This window comes from Micromonospora sp. IBHARD003, assembly GCF_056106285.1.
Genome location: NZ_JBWBBX010000001.1, coordinates 2,571,920 through 2,589,435, shown reverse-complemented (window position 1 = coordinate 2,589,435; position 17,516 = coordinate 2,571,920). Strand labels below are relative to the sequence as shown.

General features: G+C 71.4%; 15 protein-coding genes. 7 read left to right on the top strand and 8 right to left on the bottom strand.

The window, feature by feature from the left end:
* Positions 1 to 157: 157 nt before the first annotated feature.
* Positions 158 to 1,894 carry a SpoIIE family protein phosphatase gene (locus ACTWOL_RS11525; protein ID WP_474296540.1) on the top strand — a complete coding sequence of 579 codons (1,737 nt, stop codon included), beginning with the start codon at positions 158 to 160 and terminating at the stop codon, positions 1,892 to 1,894.
* A gap of 13 nt (positions 1,895 to 1,907) precedes the next feature.
* Here the strand turns inward: ACTWOL_RS11525 and ACTWOL_RS11520 are convergent, their stop codons facing one another.
* From ACTWOL_RS11520 to ACTWOL_RS11510, 3 genes are all read right to left on the bottom strand, one after another.
* Positions 1,908 to 2,315: a nuclear transport factor 2 family protein gene (locus tag ACTWOL_RS11520; protein WP_474296539.1), complete on the bottom strand. Its 408-nt coding sequence runs from the start codon at positions 2,313 to 2,315 to the stop codon at positions 1,908 to 1,910.
* A 99-nt stretch (positions 2,316 to 2,414) separates the two neighbouring features.
* The gene (locus ACTWOL_RS11515) at positions 2,415 to 3,254 is read right to left on the bottom strand and encodes an SCO2400 family protein (protein ID WP_474296538.1); all 840 of its coding nucleotides are present in this window, start codon (positions 3,252 to 3,254) and stop codon (positions 2,415 to 2,417) included.
* A 253-nt stretch (positions 3,255 to 3,507) separates the two neighbouring features.
* Positions 3,508 to 7,800, bottom strand: a complete 4,293-nt coding sequence (locus ACTWOL_RS11510) for a molybdopterin-dependent oxidoreductase (protein WP_474296537.1) — start codon at positions 7,798 to 7,800, stop codon at positions 3,508 to 3,510.
* Positions 7,801 to 7,988: 188 nt separating this feature from the next.
* Between ACTWOL_RS11510 and ACTWOL_RS11505 the strand changes: the two genes are divergently transcribed.
* A complete protein-coding gene (locus tag ACTWOL_RS11505) occupies positions 7,989 to 8,432 on the top strand; it encodes a DUF6153 family protein (protein WP_474296536.1) in 444 nt (147 codons plus the stop codon).
* Between the two features lie 323 nt (positions 8,433 to 8,755).
* Positions 8,756 to 9,418, top strand: coding sequence for a DUF305 domain-containing protein (locus tag ACTWOL_RS11500; RefSeq protein WP_474296535.1), 663 nt, complete (start codon positions 8,756 to 8,758; stop codon positions 9,416 to 9,418).
* A 130-nt stretch (positions 9,419 to 9,548) separates the two neighbouring features.
* On the opposite strand, the gene ACTWOL_RS11495 is transcribed toward ACTWOL_RS11500, so the two are convergent.
* A complete protein-coding gene (locus ACTWOL_RS11495; RefSeq protein ID WP_474296534.1) occupies positions 9,549 to 10,334 on the bottom strand; it encodes a LamG domain-containing protein in 786 nt (261 codons plus the stop codon).
* Between the two features lie 170 nt (positions 10,335 to 10,504).
* Between ACTWOL_RS11495 and ACTWOL_RS11490 the strand changes: the two genes are divergently transcribed.
* The 3 genes from ACTWOL_RS11490 to ACTWOL_RS11480 all read left to right on the top strand — a co-directional run bounded on the left by ACTWOL_RS11490 (position 10,505) and on the right by ACTWOL_RS11480 (position 13,361).
* The gene (locus ACTWOL_RS11490) at positions 10,505 to 11,026 is read left to right on the top strand and encodes a DUF4396 domain-containing protein (protein ID WP_474296533.1); all 522 of its coding nucleotides are present in this window, start codon (positions 10,505 to 10,507) and stop codon (positions 11,024 to 11,026) included.
* 242 nt (positions 11,027 to 11,268) lie between these two features.
* Entirely contained in the window at positions 11,269 to 12,261 is a 993-nt protein-coding gene (locus ACTWOL_RS11485; protein WP_474296532.1) for an arsenic resistance protein, read from the top strand.
* Between the two features lie 131 nt (positions 12,262 to 12,392).
* A complete protein-coding gene (locus tag ACTWOL_RS11480; protein ID WP_474296531.1) occupies positions 12,393 to 13,361 on the top strand; it encodes a DUF5996 family protein in 969 nt (322 codons plus the stop codon).
* A 55-nt stretch (positions 13,362 to 13,416) separates the two neighbouring features.
* On the opposite strand, the gene ACTWOL_RS11475 is transcribed toward ACTWOL_RS11480, so the two are convergent.
* The gene (locus tag ACTWOL_RS11475) at positions 13,417 to 13,770 is read right to left on the bottom strand and encodes a UBP-type zinc finger domain-containing protein (RefSeq protein WP_474296530.1); all 354 of its coding nucleotides are present in this window, start codon (positions 13,768 to 13,770) and stop codon (positions 13,417 to 13,419) included.
* Positions 13,771 to 14,011: 241 nt separating this feature from the next.
* Between ACTWOL_RS11475 and ACTWOL_RS11470 the strand changes: the two genes are divergently transcribed.
* The gene (locus tag ACTWOL_RS11470; protein WP_474296529.1) at positions 14,012 to 15,286 is read left to right on the top strand and encodes an MFS transporter; all 1,275 of its coding nucleotides are present in this window, start codon (positions 14,012 to 14,014) and stop codon (positions 15,284 to 15,286) included.
* Between the two features lie 138 nt (positions 15,287 to 15,424).
* Here the strand turns inward: ACTWOL_RS11470 and ACTWOL_RS11465 are convergent, their stop codons facing one another.
* The 3 genes from ACTWOL_RS11465 to ACTWOL_RS11455 form a co-directional block, all read right to left on the bottom strand.
* The gene (locus tag ACTWOL_RS11465; protein WP_474296528.1) at positions 15,425 to 16,678 is read right to left on the bottom strand and encodes a S8 family serine peptidase; all 1,254 of its coding nucleotides are present in this window, start codon (positions 16,676 to 16,678) and stop codon (positions 15,425 to 15,427) included.
* A gap of 267 nt (positions 16,679 to 16,945) precedes the next feature.
* Entirely contained in the window at positions 16,946 to 17,194 is a 249-nt protein-coding gene (locus ACTWOL_RS11460; RefSeq protein WP_474296527.1) for a hypothetical protein, read from the bottom strand.
* A complete protein-coding gene (locus ACTWOL_RS11455; protein WP_474296526.1) occupies positions 17,178 to 17,465 on the bottom strand; it encodes a DUF6400 family protein in 288 nt (95 codons plus the stop codon). The genes ACTWOL_RS11460 and ACTWOL_RS11455 overlap by 17 nt, the downstream gene beginning before the upstream one ends.
* Between the last annotated feature and the right edge of the window lie 51 nt (positions 17,466 to 17,516).

Below are 17,516 nucleotides of genomic sequence, written 5' to 3'. Positions count from 1 at the left end.
AAATGCCCCATTTGGTCTCGTTTAAGTCTTTGATCCTTGCACTTTCCCCCGGCCTCGTCACGGTGGGTGACCGGAGGTGCGGTAGGCGATCAGGGGCCTGTGTGGGTTGTCGGTGCGGTGGTAAACCAGGGAATGAGGAGCTTGACGAGGAGGGGGCATGATCATCGCTGCGTCGGATACCGGAGGATCCTCGTTCCAGGAGCGAGGGCCAGGGACCCTGCGACTGCCGAGTGGAATATGGGAGGGCATCACGGCAGCCGCCTTCGCGGTCGACGACGAGGGGATCATCGTCGCTGCCAATGCCCGTTCCGAGCGGCTGTTCCAGCGGTCCGCGGACGAGCTCGTGGGCCACGACGCTCACGATCTGCTCCACCGTGACCGGCATGGGCATTCCCTGCCCCGGACCCGCTGCGGACTGAGGATCGCCCTCCTCACGCACAGCACCAGGCACCGCGACCTGGACTGGTTCGTCCGCAGGGACGGCACGGTGCTGGGCCTGTCCTGGCTCATCACCCCCTACCGCATCGGCGCCGCAACGCCGGGCGCGCTGGTGCTGCTCTATCAGCCGCAGGAACGGACAGAAGCCGAGGAGAGCGAGGCCGGGAGTTCCACGAAGCTGACGGAACGCGATCGACTCGCACTGCTCGCCGAGACGACCACACAGCTCACCTCCACGCTGGACGTCGACGAGGCGCTGCACCGTCTGGCGGCACTCACCGTGCCCCGGCTCGCGGACTGGGCGGTCGTCGACCTGATCACCGAGGTCGACGAGGTCAGACGTGCGCTGGTCGTGCAGCATGCGGACGGCGTTCTGGTGGAGCGCGTGGACCTGCAGGGTCCGATGCCCCCGGTGCCGCAGGAATCGCCGATGCCGCTGTCGCGGGCTCTGCGCGGCGCCGCCTCGAACGTCGTCAGCCCCTCCACGTATCACGGGCCACCGGACTCCGGCATCGCCGTCGAGCAGCAGCGGCTCTTCACGGAGACAGGCATGCACTCGGCCGCCATCGCCCCGATCCGCGGACTGCGCGAAGTACTCGGCGCACTGACCCTGGGCCGCTCGGACCAGCCCGAGCCCTTCACCGTCTCCGATCTGCCGCTCCTGGAGGACATCACCCGGCGGGCGGGCCTGGCCTTGGAGAACGCCCGCCTCTACCAGCGGCAGCGCAAGGTCGCCGAGACCATGCAGCGTCATCTGCTGCCCCAGATGCCCACGGTGGCGGGGCTGGAGATGACCGCTCGTTACGTGCCCGCCCCGCATGCCTCCCAGGTCGGTGGCGACTGGTACGACGCCTTCGCGCTGACCGACGGCGCGACCGCGCTGGCGATCGGCGACGTCGTGGGCCACGACCTCGATGCCGCGGGCGGAATGGCCCAGATCCGCAACATGCTGCGCGCCTTCGTCTGGATGCATCCCGGCTCGCCCGGCACCGCGGTCGCCTGCCTCGACCAGGCCGTCATGCACATCGCCCAGGAGCCGATGGCCACCATGGTCGTGGCCCGGCTCACCATGGGCGACGACGGGCTCTGGAGGCTGCACTGGACCAACGCGGGTCACCCGCCCCCGCTGCTGGTCACCGACGACGGCCGTACACGGTTCCTGACGGGCGGGCACGGCATACTGCTCGGCACGGGTCACACCGGTCCCCGAACGGACGCCGTCCTGACTCTGCCGCCGCGGTCCACCCTCGTGCTCTACACCGACGGACTCGTCGAGTCCCGCCGGCACACCCTCGACGAGGGCATGGACCGGCTCCGCAGATATGCCGCCTCCCTGGCCCGCCGTCCGCTCGACTCCTTCAGCGACTCCCTGCTGGCTCAGGCCCGTCCGGACGACAACGACGACGACGTCGCGTTCCTGGCGCTGCGTACGCCGTCCTCCGGGTCGGCCGGATGACGTGCGTACGCCCTCAGGCGGACGGAGTGCCCTGGTGGAAGTACATCCGCCAGCCCGTCTCCGTCAGGCGCCACAGGGAGCTCCGCCAGGCCCGGCGGCCCTGGTCGTCGGTGCGGTACGTCAGATGAACGACGCCCGCGGCGAGGACGACCCCGGACATCTCGCTGACCTTGACCGGCGACTCCGGCTGAGGCGACTCCGGCTGAGCCGGCTGAGGTGATTGCGGGGACGCCGCGCCGCCGCTCGTCACCGTGAGGATCGACTCCGCGTCCCAGCGGCGCCCCGACGACCCGAACTCGGTGAACTCCGGGTCCAGAAGCTCCAGGACGCGGGCCGGGGAAGCACGCACCTCGGGATCGAGCAGTCGCAGCTCCCCGTCGATGGCCGCCTGCACGGCAGCCCGCTCGTTCTCATCCGCCATGCGGGCACCCTACGGACGGCTTTCCCCGGAGCCCAGCGAATTCCTCGCGTTCCTCGCCGGACGGCGATGTCCACACACCGGGGTCGGCACCGCCCCGGTTCAGCTCTCGGCCGGACGCTCGGGGTCCGGCGATGCCGCCGTGGCGCTCGGCGAGGGGCTGCCCGACGGCGTGGCGCCGGCACTGCCGGTGGGGTTCGGGGAGGGCGTCGCGGTCGGCGAGGACGAGGGGCTGGGGCGGCCACTGGACGGCCGGGGAGCCGGGGTCGTGGCCTTGACGGGTGGTGGAGCGGTGGTGGCGGGAGTACGGGGAGCGGGCGTTTCCCGGCTGGGAGCGGCCCCGACAGGCCGGCGGGGCGCAGCGCTGCTCCGGTCACGAGTGGCTCCCCGGGCCGGGTGCGTGGCCGGACGCTCCGGCGAGTGTGAGGCTTTCGGCGGGGTGGTGAGGTGCCCCTGGGGCTGTTCGTCGGGGGACGACCGCTCCGGGTGCGGTGCCGCCTGCGGAACACCGGCGGAGTGGCCGGGCAGCAGAGCCGCGGTGGCCAGGCCGCCCAGCATCGCGAAGGTGGCCGCGGCCATGCTCCGGCTGCCGTACTTCTTCCACCGCGGTGAACGGTGGCGGGGGAGCGCGGGCACTTCGGGAGCGGGGGCGGGGGCGGGTGCCACGGGAGCAACGGAAGCCACAGGGGCCACGGGAGTCACCCGGGCCACGGGGCCCCCGGGCGGTTCGGCCTGGTCCGGCTGTCCGTCGAAGAGGGCCTCCACGGTCGCGGTGCCGAGAGCCGGGGTGCCGAGGGCCGCGGTATCGAGGGCCGCGGTATCGAGGGCCGGGGTGTCGCCGGTTCCGTCGACCGCCGGTGCCATGCCGGTGTCGAACGCCCCGCATTCAGGGCAGGTGACCGTGCCGTTGAGGGGACGGCGGCAGGGAACGCAGTAATTCATGGGTTCGTCCGCTCAGTCCGTGGGCCGCCGGACAGGACCGTGGTCGGCCGGCCTGACCGCACGGGGGACCGCGGTCACGGGGCGACGCATGGCGTTGCGCGGAAGGATCCTCGGCATGTGCGAACCTCGCTCACTCACCGGCCCAGGGTGGATCACCGGTTACCGGGATCAACGGGGTGCCGCGAGTGCATGCTCAGTTCCCGGCCGAAACGTGGGATACGTAACGTCCACGGCCAACCGGAGTGGCGCGGAGTCAGTACACGTCGCGTACGTACCGTTTGTCCGCGGCCAGTTGCTTGACGTACGCCGTGGCTCCGTCCTCGTCGAGGCCGCCGTGGGTGACGGCGATCGCGCGCAGTTCCCGGTCGACGTCCTTCGCCATGCGCGAGGCGTCGCCGCACACATAGAAGTGCGCGCCGTCCTGGAGCCATGACCACAGCTGGGGTCCGTGTTCGCGCATACGGTCCTGGACGTAGACCTTGGTGCGCTGGTCGCGCGAGAAGGCCGTGTCCAGGCGGGTCAGCGAGCCGTCTTGGAGGAAGGCGGACAGCTCGTCCTCGTAGTAGAAGTCGGTGGCGCGGTGCTGCTCGCCGAAGAAGAGCCAGTTGGGACCGTGGTGTCCGCGGGCCCTGCGTTCCTCGAGGAAGCCGATGAACGGTGCCACTCCGGTGCCGGGGCCGATCATCACCATCGGGGTGCCAGCGCCGGCCGGAGGCCTGAAGTGCGGGGAGCGCTGGACGAAGACCGGTACCGCAGCGTCGGTGGCGGCGTCGGCGAGGAAGGGCGAACATACGCCTTTGCGGGAGCGGCCGTGGAGGTTCTCGTACCGGACGACGGAGACCGTCAGCGACACCAGGTGGGGGTCGGTCAGCGGGCTCGAGGATATGGAGTACAGCCGGGGCTGCAGGCGCTTGAGCACACCGGCCCATTCCTCGGCGGTGGCGCGGACGGGGTGCTCCGCGATCACGTCAACGGCCTGGCGGCCCCATGACCACTGGGCGAGCTCGCCCTTGTTGTCAGGGCGCAGCAGCTTCTTCAGATGGCGGTCGCCGGTGCGTTCGGCGACGAACGTGAGCAGGGCGGGGGTGATTCTGGTGATGTCCAGATGCCGGTGCAGGGCTTCGGCGAATGGGACGGGGACGTGGACGGGACCGGCACCGGTCACGTCCACGGGCGCATGGGAGTCCAGGCCGGTGACGGCCAGCCACTCGGCCACCGTTTCAGGGCAGTTGAGGGGCTGGACGCCGAGGGCGTCACCGGCTTCGTACGCGAGCGGAACCGCGGCGTCGGCGTCGCGGGTGTCGAAGGTGAACCGGCGGACCTCCTTGCCCGCGCCCGGCAGGCTCAGCAGCCTGTTGCCGGTGAGTCGGGCGGTGACGGGGGCGGGCCGGGTGCTGCGCGCGGCCCGGGGCACGGGGAGCGGGGCGGACGGGGGCGCGGTCCGCCCGGTCGGCGTGATCTGCCCGGTCGGCGCGTGCTGTCCGGTCTGCTCGGCCTGCCCGGTCTGCCCGGTCTGCTCGGTCAGCGAGGTGAGCACATGGTCGAGCCAGCCGAGTGCGGACGGTTCGTAGTCCGGCTCGCAGTCCGTACGGGGAGCCAGGCGCACCCCGCCGAGTTCGTCCAGGCGCTGGTCCAGGCGCCGGCCATGGCCGCAGAAGTCGTCGTACGAGGAGTCGCCGAAGGCGAGGACAGCGAAGCGCCTGCCGTCCAGGCGGGGGGTGTCGGGAGCCGCGAGGGCCTCCCAGAAACCGGCGCCGTTGTCGGGTGCGTCCCCGTCACCGAAGGTGCTGGTGATCAGCAGGAGATCGGCAGCGGCCGGCAGTGCACGGGGGTCGGTGGCGTCCATGCCCGCGAGGGCCGCACGGTGCCCCGCCGCGGCCAGCCGCTCGGCGGCGGTCGCCGCGAACTCCTCGGCGGTGCCGGTCTGTGAGGCCCACAGCACCATCACCTCACGGCCCGGCGTGGGCGACGTCGGCTGGGGCTGGGGCATGGTGTTGGTATCCGGGGTCCGGGAGTACATCCCGGCGAGCACACCGTTCACCCACCGGGCGTGCTCGTCGGAGAACGGCGCTCCCGGCGGCAGGACGGGTACTCCCGGTGCGCCCGACTCGAGGCCGGCGAGGAACCCGATCAGATACTGGCGTTCCTGCTCGGAGAGCACGGGCGGCGGGGTGCTCTCCAATCCGAACACCCCTGCGGCGGGGCCGGGCGGCGCCACGGCCTGGCCCGGCGGTGTGGCGAGGGGCGCGGGGACCGCCGGGAGAACGGCGGAGGGCGCGGGGACCGCCGGGATCACGGCGGCAGGCTCCGCCGCCACCGGCGCCGCGGCCACCCGTGCCAGCGACACCGCACACACCTTGAACTCGGGCTGGAAGGAGATCGGGTCCACCGCGTCGCTGGTCACGGCGTTGACGCTGAGGTACTCCCCGAACAGGTCGTTCCAGTGGAACGGCGCGAAGCAGCATCCCGGCAGCACCCGGTCCGTGATCACGGCCGGCAGCACCGCTCGTCCGCGCCTGGACGCGACCTCCACCGCGTCACCCTCGGCGATGCCCAGGGACTGCGCGTCCCGCGGGTGCACCTCGACGAAGGGCCCCGGATTCAGCTTGTTGAGCTTGCCGACCTTCCCCGTCTTGGTGAGGGTGTGCCATTGGTGCTGGAGACGCCCGGTGTTCAGGACGAACGGGAAGTCGTCGTCGGGCATCTCCGCCGCCGGGATGTGCGGGCGGGGGAAGAAAACCGCCTTGCCGCTCTCCGTCGGGAACACCGGACCGGTGCCGGTGCCGGTGCCGGTGCTGTCGCCGTCGCGGCGGTCGTTGCCCTGGCGGTCGCGCGCGTCCGCGCCGCCCCCGGCCATGTACCGGATCGGATTGCGGTCCGGACCGTCCTCGCTCGCTGCCGGCCACTGGACGGGCGTGTCGCGCAGCCGCTCGTAGGTCACACCGCGCAGGTCGTAGCCCGTCCTCGGGTTCCATGCGCGCTTGATCTCCTCGAAGACCTCCTCCGCGTCGGCGTAGGAGAAGGCGTCCTCGTATCCCATCGCACAGGCGACGCGCGCGATGATCCGCCAGTCCGCCAGTGCCTCGCCGGGAGGGTCCACGGCCTGCTGGGCGAGGGTGAGATTGCGCTCGCTGTTGATCAGTACGCCCTCGGTCTCCGTCCACAGGGCGCCGGGCAGGACGACATCGGCGTACGCGTTGGTCTCGGTCTCGGCGAAGACGTCCTGGGTGACGACGAACTCCGCCGCCTCCAGACCCTCGATGACCGTCCTGCGGTTGGCGACCGAGGCGACGGGGTTGGTGCAGATGATCCAGCACGCCTTGATCTCGCCGTCGGCCATCCGCCGGAACATCTCCACGGTGCCCTGTCCGGAGCCGTCCTTCCTCAGCGAGCCGGGCGCGAGCCCCCACAGCTCCTCGATGTCGGCCCGGTCCTCGTCCACGAGCACCGAGCGCTGCCCGGGCAGACCAGGGCCCATGTAGCCCATCTCCCGGCCTCCCATGGCGTTGGGCTGTCCCGTGAGGGAGAACGGCCCGCTGCCGGGACGGCAGATCGCCCCGGTCGCCAGGTGCAGATTGATCAGGGCGTTGGTGTTCCACGTTCCGTGGGTGCTCTGGTTGAGCCCCATGGTCCAGCAGCTCGTCCATTCCCCGGCCGTGCCGATCCACTGCGCCGCGGTACGGATGTCCTCCTCCGGGATGCCGGTGATCCCGGCGACCACGGCCGGCGGATAGTCCGCCAGGAACTCCGGCATCGCCTCCCAGCCCTCGGTGTGCCCGGCGATGAACCGGTCATCCGTGTGACCGTTCTCCATCAGCAGGTGCAGCAGTCCGTTGAGCAGGGCCAGATCGGTGCCCGGTGCGATCTGCAGGAAGAGATCGGCCTTGTCGGCGGTGGCGCTGCGCCGTGGGTCGACGACGATCAGCTTGGCGCCCGCCTTCACCCGTTCCATCAGCCGCAGGAAGAGGATCGGGTGGCAGTCGGCCATGTTGGAGCCGATGACCAGGAAGACGTCCGCGCGGTCGAGATCCTGGTACGAGCCGGGCGGGCCGTCGGCGCCGAGGGACAGCTTGTAGCCGCTTCCCGCGCTCGCCATGCAGAGCCGGGAGTTGGACTCGATCTGGTTGGTGCCGACGAAGCCCTTGGCGAGCTTGTTCGCGAGGTACTGCGCCTCGAGGCTCATCTGCCCGGACACATAGAACGCCACGGCGTCCGGTCCGTGTTCGTCGACGACGGCCCGTAGCCGCGCGGCCGTCGTCGTGATCGCCTCGTCCACACCGCACGGTGCGCATTCCGCCCCCCGTTCGGCACGCGCCAGTGCGGTGGTCAGTCGACCCGGGGCGGCCAGCATGTCGGCGGTGGTCGCGCCCTTGGTGCACAGCCGGCCGGCGTTGGCGGGGTGTGCCTTGTCGCCGGACGCCCTGACCACCCTGCGACGGCCGTCCGGTCCGGTGGCGACATCGAGGACCATCCCGCAGCCCACCCCGCAGTAGGAGCAGACCGTCCGCACCTGGGTGGCGCCACTCTGCGAGTCCCCTGTGGTCACCCGGCGCCCCCTCTCCTCCCGTCGGCTCGTGTGCCCGACCGTACGAAACGCGCGTTACGCGGAGGTCACACCAGTCGATCAACCAGGGTTACGCCCCGCACACACGGGGCTGTGCCGGTCGGTGAGGCAGCCGACGAGGCTCATACGCCGCCCGTGGCGCGCGGCACCCGGCTCGCTACCATGGCGCCGTGACCAGCAGCCGGCAGCGGACGAGCCAACGCGCGGCCGCGCGTGGCCTGCTGCTGGTCCTGGCCGTTCTGGCCGGCCTGCTGGCGATGCACGGCCTGGCACCGGTCGCGTCGGCCGACGCTGCCGCGCATACGGGCGCCCACACGGCGCACGGCGCCGTCCCGCATCAGGCCGGGGCCGTCCCGCACCAGGCCGGGGCTGCCACGGCGGACCACGCGGGGCAGGAGTGCGCGCACACGGCAGGCGGCGCGAGCGGCCATGCGGAGCATGCCGACGCGACCTGCGCGGCGAGCGGTATCAGCACACCGTACGCACCACCCGCACTCGCCGCGGCCGGCGGCGCCACCGCGTCCACGCTCCTGGCGCCGGGCGGCTGCGGCACGACGACGGAGGCCGGGCGGGCACCACCAGACCTGGCAGAGCTGCAACTCCTGCGGATCTAGTGCTGTGGCCGGATAGGTTCACCGGCTCGCGGCGCCCTGCACGGCTCCCCCAGCTACCGCTGGGAGGTCCCCCCACGCTGCGTTGTCGAATCACCCAAGTACATCCAGTACAAGGGCGATTCTCCGCCTTGCGATGCACCGCACCGGACGCCGCGAGCTTCCCGGCAAACCTATCTAGCCACGGCACTAGAACGCCCCATGCGTCGCCCCTGTCCTGGCCTCGGCCTCGGCATCGAGCGGCGGCGCACCGCGGCACACCCCTCATCCGCTTTCCCCGCACGCGCGTGCCCGCTCCAGGGCCGCGCTCCAAGGAGTTGCACGAAATGACCATGTACCGCTGTCTCATCCGCCGTGCCGTCGCCGTGGCGACGGCCGGCGCGGCCGCGTTCGTCCTCACGGCCTGTGGGTCGAACGACGACAGCTCCGCCGGATCCGGCGGCTCGGCGGGCCACGAGGGTCACGCCTCCACCGCGCCGACCCCTTCGGCCCGCGCTTCCCGGGCCCCGGGCGGGGAAACGCACGGCGCCGCCGACGTCACCTTCGCCAAGGGCATGATCCCGCACCATCGCCAGGCGGTGGAGATGGCGGACCTCGCCGCCTCCCGGGCGGGGTCGGCCGAGGTGAAGAAGCTCGCGGAGGCCATCAGGAAGGCGCAGGGTCCGGAGATCGAGACGCTGTCCGGGTGGCTGACCGCCTGGGGCGAGAAGGCACCGGCCGAGGGCGCCACGGAGGCCGGCCACTCCGGGCACGGTGCGGGCGGGATGATGACGGCCGGGGAGATGGAGCGGCTCGGGAAGTCCTCCGGCACCGCGTTCGACACCGCCTTCATGGAGCTGATGATCAAGCACCACCAGGGTGCCGTGGCGATGGCCGGGACGGAACAGGCCGAGGGTCTGTACGGGCCCGCCACGAAGATGGCCGGTGACATCGTCACCTCGCAGAGCGCCGAGATCGCGCAGATGGAGAAGCTGCTGAGCGCGAGCTGACCGGGCCGTTCCCGGGGCGGGGCACCCTGGTGCCCCGCCCTGCGGGACGCGTACGGCAGTGAGCCGGTCGTCACGCGGGAGCGGGACCCTGCCCTGCCCGGAGCGGGACCCTCCCATGCCCGGCGGGTGGCTACGCTCCTCCCGGTTCGCGCGCGGCCAGGGAGGCGGCTTCGTCGCGGCTCAGCTCCCGGTTGAAGAGGTGCACATCGGCGAGGGCGCCCTTCCAGAAGTAATCCGGCTTGCCGTTGATCTTGGCGCGCCCGATGACCAGGGTCCCGGTGGGCGACTCCGTGCTGCGTTCCTGGACGGTGCCGGCCAGTACGCCGTCCACGTAGATCTTCAGCGTTCCCGTCTGCTGGTTGTATGTGCCGACGAGGTGGTACCAGCGGCCCAGTTCGGGAGCGGGAGCGCCTCTGGCCACCGCCGAGGAGGTCGGGAAGCCGAAAGCGAACCGTGCGGCGCTCTCCGCGTAGTACAGGCAGAAGGCACTGGCCTTCTCGCCGTCGATGGAGACGGCGGCGCGAAAGCCCTTGGCGTCCAGACGGACTCTGGCCGCCACGGAGTAGTCATTGGTGTCCGTGTCGAGGATGGGCTCGCCCGCCTCCGCGTATCCACTGCTGCCGTCCAGGTGCAGCGCACCGCCGTTGGGGCCGGGGGTCCAGCCCGCGCCCCCGAGGAGCGTCGCGTTCCGCCCCCCGACGCTGTCCTTGAGCACCTCCCCGTCCTTCTCGTGCGCCTGCCACCAGGCCACGCCCTTCAGCTCCGCTGCGGCCGAGGGACTGGCGCTCGCTGTCACGGACGCCTTGTTCTTGTCGGACGTGCCGGTGTCCCCGTCAAGGACGATGTCGACGATGACAAAGGCCAGGGCGACACTGAGTCCGACGATCAGCGCGATGAGTGACCATCTGCGCGTCATGAGTCCCTCCAAAAGTTCAACGAGTTGCGCGCTCGGGTGGACGGACGCCGTCGCGAAGTGGTTCAGAACGCGTTCAACAAACGGAGGGAATACCCCCCTGGGGTATGCAGTTCTCGTAGGGTGCCGGGCCGCCCGGCGGGACACACTGGACAGGGAGAGGGAGTCACGTCATGGACCACACCGCTCACACCGACGCAGCCGCCCACACCGGCACCGCGCCCCAGGGGCACGGTGGCCACGAAGGCCATCTGCCGGGCGGGGCGTCCTGGGGCACCGCGGCGAAGGCGACGCTGCACTGCCTCACCGGCTGTGCCATCGGTGAGATCCTCGGCATGGTCATCGGCACCGCGCTGATGTGGGGCAACGTGGCGACGATGATCCTGGCGATCGCCCTGGCGTTCGTGTTCGGCTACTCGTTCACCCTGTTCGCGGTGCGCCGCGCCGGTCTCGGCCTCAAGGCCGCCGTCAAGGTCGCCCTGGCCGCCGACACCGTCTCGATCGCCGTGATGGAGCTGGTCGACAACGGGATCATCGCGCTGGTCCCCGGAGCGATGGACGCCCACCTCGCCGACGGGCTGTTCTGGTCCTCGCTGCTGGGCGGCTTCGTCGTCGCGTTCCTGATCACGACACCGGTGAACAAGTGGATGATCGGCCGCGGCAAGGGGCACGCCGTCGTCCACGCCTACCACTGACACCGCTCCGGCGGGCCCCCGCGCCCCCGCGCCCCCGCCCCTCCGGCCGTCGGGCCCCGGGAGGGCGCGCGGCACGAGGCACACGCCCGCCCAGGGGACACGCCCCGACGGGTGCACATACGCATCACTTCGAGCCCGAAGACCTTCCGTTGCCGACTGTTGCCACAATGAGCCGGGATCCGGCCCGTGATCGTCCCGGCCGGCGATGGGCAGAGCACGGCTCACAGCGAGGAGCAACCCGCGTGTCACAGGGCCCGCACGGTCTGGCCGGACGTATGGAGCGCCACCAGGTCGCCGGCTATCTCGGCGCCATCGCGGTAGGCGCCCTGCTCGGCTGGGCGGCGCCGGGCCTCGGGCCGGGGCTCGAGCATGCGATCAATCCGGTGCTGGGCGCACTGCTCTATGTGACGTTCCTTCAGGTGCCGGCCGCGGAGCTGGTCCGCTCACTGCGCGACGGACGGTTCATCGCCGCCACGCTGGTCGTGAACTTCGTCGCCGTACCGCTCGTGGTCGCCGCGATGTTCGCGTTCCTGCCGGCCGACCAGGCCGTCCGTCTCGGTGTGCTGCTGGTCCTGCTGTGTCCGTGTGTGGACTACGTCATCGTCTTCACGGGGCTGGCGGGCGGCAGCAGCCGTCGTCTGCTGGCCGCGACCCCCCTGCTGCTGGTCGTCCAGATGGTGCTGCTGCCGCTGTACCTCTTCCTCTTCATGGGCTCCGATCTCGCCGACGTCGTCGAAGTCGCCCCGTTCGTGGCGGCCTTCCTGTACCTGATCGTCATCCCCCTGGCCGTGGCCTGGGCCACCCAGGTGTGGGCCGCCCACACGCCCGCCGGGCGGAAGGTGTGCGCTGCGGCGACGGCGACGACGGTGCCGCTGATGGCCGCGACCCTCCTGGTCGTCGTCGCCTCCCAGGCGCCCAAGCTCGACTCGAGTCTGTCCGACGTCGCCGCCGTGGTGCCGTTCTACGTGCTGTTCCTGGTGGTCATGGCCTTCGTGGGGCGGGCCGTGGCGGGCTTCTTCCGGCTGGACACCGCCGCATCCCGGGCCGTCGTCTTCTGCGGTGCGACCCGCAACTCCCTGGTGGTCCTCCCGCTCGCCCTCGCCCTGCCCGGCCAACTGGCCGTCGCCCCGGTCGTCGTCGTCACCCAGACCCTCGTCGAGGTCATCGGCCTGGTCGCGTACGTACGGCTGGTGCCCCGCCTGGTCCCGGCCCGGCAGGTCCCGGAAGCGCACTGAACCGGCGCCGGTCCGCGCAGGATGAGGTCTCTGCAGCTCAGCGCACCGGGGGAGGGCGCCGAGGTGCCCCTCTTCTCCGCCGTGCCCATCATGGAACTGCCGGACGACCGCGGATCAGGGAGAGGATCGCGATGGAGCCGTTCCCGCCGATGCCGCTCGCCGAGTGGCGCGACACCAAAGAGACGCTGCACCGCTTCACGCAGGTGGTCGGGAAGATCCGCCTCGCCGCGAGCCCCCGGCGCAACCACTGGTGGAACGCCCCGTTCCATCTCACCGGGCGCGGGATCACCACCCGCCCCATGAGCGAGCCCGGGAGCAGGCAACTCTTCACGATCGACTTCGACTTCGTCGGTCACCTACTCGTCGTCACGACGCTCGACGGCAAGGCGGTGTCCTTCCCGCTGCCCGGCCAGTCGGTGGCGTCGTTCCACGAGAACACACTCGCCGCGCTCGCCGCACTGGGCGTCCGCGCGGAGATCAGCGTCCCCCGGCCGTTCGATCTGCCCGACACCGCCCGGCCGTTCGCCGAGGACACCGAGCACGCCGCCTACGACCCCGTGTGGGCCAACCGCTACTGGCGGGTCCTCAGCCAAGTGGCGTCCGTACTGGAGGAGTTCGCGTCGGGCTACTCGGGCAAGGTCAGCCCCGTGCACCATTTCTGGCACACCTTCGACATCGCCCACACCCGGTTCTCGGAGCGCAGGATCGAGCAGCCACCGCAGGTCGACCCGGTGACCCGGGAGGCGTACTCACGCGAAGTGATCAGCTTCGGCTTCTGGTTCGGTGACGACAACTTCGCCGAGCCGGCCTTCTACTCGTACACCGCTCCCGAGCCCGCCGGCCTGGCCGACGAGCCGCTGCGGCCCGCCTCCGCGGGCTGGGCGGAACGGGGCGGCAGCCATCTGGCCGTGCTGCGGTACGACGCGGCCCGTGCGGAGGCCGATCCGCGTGCCGCGGTACTCGCCTTCTACGAGAGCGCCTACCGCGCGGGAGCCAGGCGCGCCGCATGGGACATTCCCGGGCTCGCCTGTCCCGGCGGGGTCACGGATCCCTGCCTGCCGGTCCCCCAGGGGCTGCCGGTCGTGGATGCGGGACGCTAGTGCCGCGTCAGGCCCGATCCCGGCGGTCCCGATGTGCTGACCGGCCGCGTCGGCTTCAGTGCAGTTGACGCTGCCAGTCCACGGGGACCCTGTCCGCGGGGCCGGGCGCCGGCTGGGAGACCGGATGCGCGGTGGGTGGTGGCAGCGGGGGACCGTCGAAGTACTGCTCCGTCTCGACGTTCCAGTACCAGTTCTCGCCCGGCTCGAAGCTGGTCAGGAACGGGTGACCCGCCGCGTGCGCATGCTTCGTCGCGTGCTGCTCGGGCGAGGAGTCGCAGCAGCCGATGTGGCCGCACTCCGCGCACCGGCGCAGATGGAACCACCAGCCGCCGCCGGCCGTGCACTCCACACAGCCGGTGCCGCTCGGAGCCACCGTGGGATCGATACCCCGAATCCGGTCCTGTGCCATGGCAGATGCCTCCCTGACGAGGCTCGCGGACCATGCCGTCGCCCGACCGGCACGCGTCGCGTGCGGGTGCGCGGGTCGCCTGGTGGTCCCGGTCTCTTGCATCGTACGGCCGGGGGACCGAAGGGGCACGGGAAGCACGTGTAAGGGGCCAAGTCGGAAGGGGTCCTATACTTCCCCCCATGCCGCCCATAGCCTCCGGAGGCGCTCGCCGCCCGCTGCCCGAACCCACGGCCGACGCCGGATGACCACGACCGGCAGCCCGGCTCCCGCCCCCGCCCGCGACCGCCGTCGTATCCTCGCCGATCTGACACCCCTGCGTACATCCGTGCACTACCGGCGGCTGTGGTTCGGGAACACGGTGTCCTGGATCGGACAGGGGATGACCACCCTCGCGATCTCGCTCCAGGTGTACGACATCACCCGCTCCACGTTCTCCGTGGGGCTCGTCGGACTCTTCTCCCTCGTCCCGCTCATCGTCTTCGGGCTGTACGGCGGCGCCGTCGCCGACACCGTCGACCGGCGCAAGCTCGGTCTCTTCAGCGCGAGCGGCTCGGCCGCACTGTCGGCCGCGCTCGCCACCGCCGCGTTCGCCGGCTTCCACCACGTCTGGTTCCTCTACGGCGTGGTCGCCCTGCAAGCCGTGTGCGCCGCACTCAACGCACCCGCCCGCAGCGCGATGATCCCGCGCCTGCTTCCGCCCGAGCAACTGCCCGCCGCCAATGCGCTCGGCTCGATGACGATGACGTCCGGGATGCTCATCGGGCCCATGCTCGGCGGACTGATCGTGGGATACGGGGGCTACCAGGCCGCGTACCTCGTCGACGCCGTCGCCTTCTGGGCCGCCCTGTACGCCATGTGGCGGCTTCCGGCCATGCTGCCCGACCGCGACGGCAGCCACGCCGGACGGGCGTCGGTCCTCGACGGGCTGCGTTTCCTGGCCACCCGGCCCAATCTGCGGATGACGTTCTTCTCGGACTTCTGCGCGATGATCCTGGCGCACCCGCGTGCGCTGTTCCCCGCCGTCGCCGTGCTCTGGTACGGCGGGGACGCCCGTACCACCGGTCTGCTCGTCGCTGCTCCCGCCGTCGGGGCGCTGCTGGGCGGGGTGTTCTCCGGCTGGCAGGGGCGGATCAGACGGCACGGGGTCGCGATCCTGCTCGCCGTCGCCGCCTGGGGTGCGGCCATCGCCGCGTTCGGGCTGACCCGCAACCTCTGGCTCGGGCTGTTCTTCCTCGCCCTCGCGGGCTGCGCCGACACCGTGTCCATGGTGTACCGGAACACCATGCTCCAGGCCGCGGCGCCGGACGAGATGCGCGGGCGCCTCCAGGGTGTGTTCATCGTCGTCGTCGCCGGCGGTCCCCGCCTCGGGGACTTCCTGGCCGGATCCGTCGCCGACCTCACCTCTCCAGCGGTCGCGGTCACCGGCGGAGGGCTCGCGTGCGTGCTGGCGATCGGTCTGCTCGCCCTGCGCGGCGGGGGGTTCGTACGGTACGACGCCCGCGAGCCGACTCCGTGAACGTCTCCCCGCCCGCGCGGGCGGGGAGCCGGAAACGGCCGACCCCGTGAGCAAGCCCGAAGGCCCCGGCTCACGAGGTCGCGCACACCGGGCCCGGTAGACGTTCGCGCGTACCGGGCTGATGCCGGATCAGAAGGATCAGAAGCCGCGCAGCCTCAGCAGCGGCTCCTTGGTGCCGTCGCCGTCCTCGGACGGCCAGGTCCAGTCCATGCCGCCGGCCGCCACCAGTGCCGCCTTGACGGCTGCGGGGGACGCGCCGGGATGCGTCGCCTTGTACAGGGCCGCCCCGCCCGCGGCATGCGGCGAGGCCATCGATGTGCCGGACATGACCGAGTAGCCGCCGCCCGTGAACGTGGAACGGATGCACACCCCCGGGGCGATCAGGTCGACGTCGGCGCCGTAGTTGGAGAAGTCGGCGAAGGTGTCGTCCCGGTCGCTGCGGCAGGTTGCCTGGCCGAGGCCGCCGGGCTTGCCGTCGAAGTCCGCCAGGGCGCTGACGGTGATCACTTCGTCGTAGGAGGCCGGTACGGTGTTCTTGGCGTCGGCATGGTCGTTGGCGGCCGCGACCACATAGGTCACGCCCGCGGCGACGGACGCGCAGATCGCCTTGTGCATGGCGTCTTTGTTGACCGTGCCGCACTTGCCGTCGTCGGTGCCCGAGCCGCCGATGCTCATGTTGACGACGTCGATCTGGTCGGCGTGCTGGGTCACGTAGTCGATGCCGCAGATGACGTCCGCGTCGGTGCCCATCCCCAGCGGGTTGAGCACCTGGACCGGCCAGATCCGGGCGCCCGGTGCCACACCGACGACTCCGGTGCTGTTGTCGAGGGCGCCGATGGTGCCCGCGACATGGGTGCCGTGGCCGTGCATGTCGAGGACGGGCAGCTGGGGCAGCCAGCAGTTCTTGGCGCCGGCCGCGTACACGTTCAGATCCGGGTGCCGTGCGTCGACACCGGTGTCGATCACCGCGACGTCGACGTTGACCCGGGTGTCCTTGCCGTCGATGGCGGCCGTCGGGCTGAGGTCGGCCTCCGCCCGGTCCACACCCGTCGGGACCGTCTGCGCGGCGGCCCGCACCAGCCGCTGGGGCCGGACCGACTCGACGCGCGGGTCGTCGGCGACCGCGGCCGCGGCGCTCTGGCTCATGGACGCCGCGTAGCCGTGGAGGGCGTGCCGGTAGACGTGCCGCACCACGGCTCCCATGGCGGACGCCGAAGCGACGGCCGAGTCGACGGTGGCCGAGGCGTCCGCCTGGGTGGCGGCGTCCTTGAGGGTCACGATGTACCGGCCGGGGACCTGATCGGACTGCGCGGGCGCGGTGGCCACCGCGGGATTCGGTGAAGCGGCCGCCAGGGCCAGGGCAAGGAGGGCGACGCCGAAGATCTTGGGCATCCCGGACCTTTCTCGAAGACGAGTCAGTGGGAGCGAATCGGCGGCGAGTTCGAGTATGTAGTCGAATGTCCGATTCGCTTGCGCGCCCAAAGGCCTAGCAGTTGTTGCCGTAGCAAGCCGTCCCGACATCCGGCGAGTGGGGAATTCCCCGAAGGCATGTCCACCATGTGGCCGTGTCGAGTTGCTGGCGTGACGTTTCACCTCGACCGGTGGCGGTCACCCGCCACGGCCCGGGGTGCGCCGGGGTGCCGTCCAGGGGCCCCCAGGTCAGCGGCAGGGGGTGGGGCCGTCGTCGGGCCGTCGTGCGCCGGGGCGGGTGTCGAGCGACCACATGTGGGTGCAGCCGGGGCACTGGAGATGGACGACCGGACCCCTGTTGGAGATCAGATAGCGCCAGTGGTCGCGGCAGTTGCGCTGCTCCGCGCAGTCCGCGCAGCCCCGGGAGTCGTCGCAGCGCGGGCAGGGCACCCAGGCGCGCCGGGCGATGTCCGCCTGCGGGTCAATGGGAAGGCGCACGGCCGGTCTCCCCTCCGGGAAGGACGCCGGCGGCCACGAGCATGTCGTAGGTGCGCTGCTGCTCGGCGTCGAGTCCGGAGTAGAGGAGCGAGTACGCCGCCTCCTCGTCCCGCAGCGCGGCCACCGGGTCCCATTCGGGCCCGAGCGCGGCCACGACCTCGGCCCGTCGCCGGGCCTCCTCGAAGGTCAGGTCGATCGTGAAGGGTATGTGGTCAGGGGTGCGGTCCTGGTCCATGGCGCGACTTCCGGTGGTGCTTTCGGGAACTGTCACGTGTACCAGAGGGCGGGGCGCCGGGGGAAGGGTGGCCTAAGTGGCGTACGG

Excerpts from the sequence above, each read along its gene's own strand:
- ACTWOL_RS11525 (WP_474296540.1), top strand. The coding sequence starts at position 158 with ATGATCATCGCTGCGTCGGATACCGGAGGATCCTCGTTCCAGGAGCGA.
- ACTWOL_RS11480 (WP_474296531.1), top strand. The coding sequence starts at position 12,393 with ATGGAGCCGTTCCCGCCGATGCCGCTCGCCGAGTGGCGCGACACCAAA.
- ACTWOL_RS11495 (WP_474296534.1), bottom strand. The coding sequence starts at position 10,334 with ATGACGCGCAGATGGTCACTCATCGCGCTGATCGTCGGACTCAGTGTC.
- ACTWOL_RS11515 (WP_474296538.1), bottom strand. The coding sequence starts at position 3,254 with ATGAATTACTGCGTTCCCTGCCGCCGTCCCCTCAACGGCACGGTCACC.
- ACTWOL_RS11490 (WP_474296533.1), top strand. The coding sequence starts at position 10,505 with ATGGACCACACCGCTCACACCGACGCAGCCGCCCACACCGGCACCGCG.
- ACTWOL_RS11470 (WP_474296529.1), top strand. The coding sequence starts at position 14,012 with ATGACCACGACCGGCAGCCCGGCTCCCGCCCCCGCCCGCGACCGCCGT.
- ACTWOL_RS11475 (WP_474296530.1), bottom strand. The coding sequence starts at position 13,770 with ATGGCACAGGACCGGATTCGGGGTATCGATCCCACGGTGGCTCCGAGC.
- ACTWOL_RS11500 (WP_474296535.1), top strand. The coding sequence starts at position 8,756 with ATGACCATGTACCGCTGTCTCATCCGCCGTGCCGTCGCCGTGGCGACG.
- ACTWOL_RS11520 (WP_474296539.1), bottom strand. The coding sequence starts at position 2,315 with ATGGCGGATGAGAACGAGCGGGCTGCCGTGCAGGCGGCCATCGACGGG.
- ACTWOL_RS11465 (WP_474296528.1), bottom strand. The coding sequence starts at position 16,678 with ATGCCCAAGATCTTCGGCGTCGCCCTCCTTGCCCTGGCCCTGGCGGCC.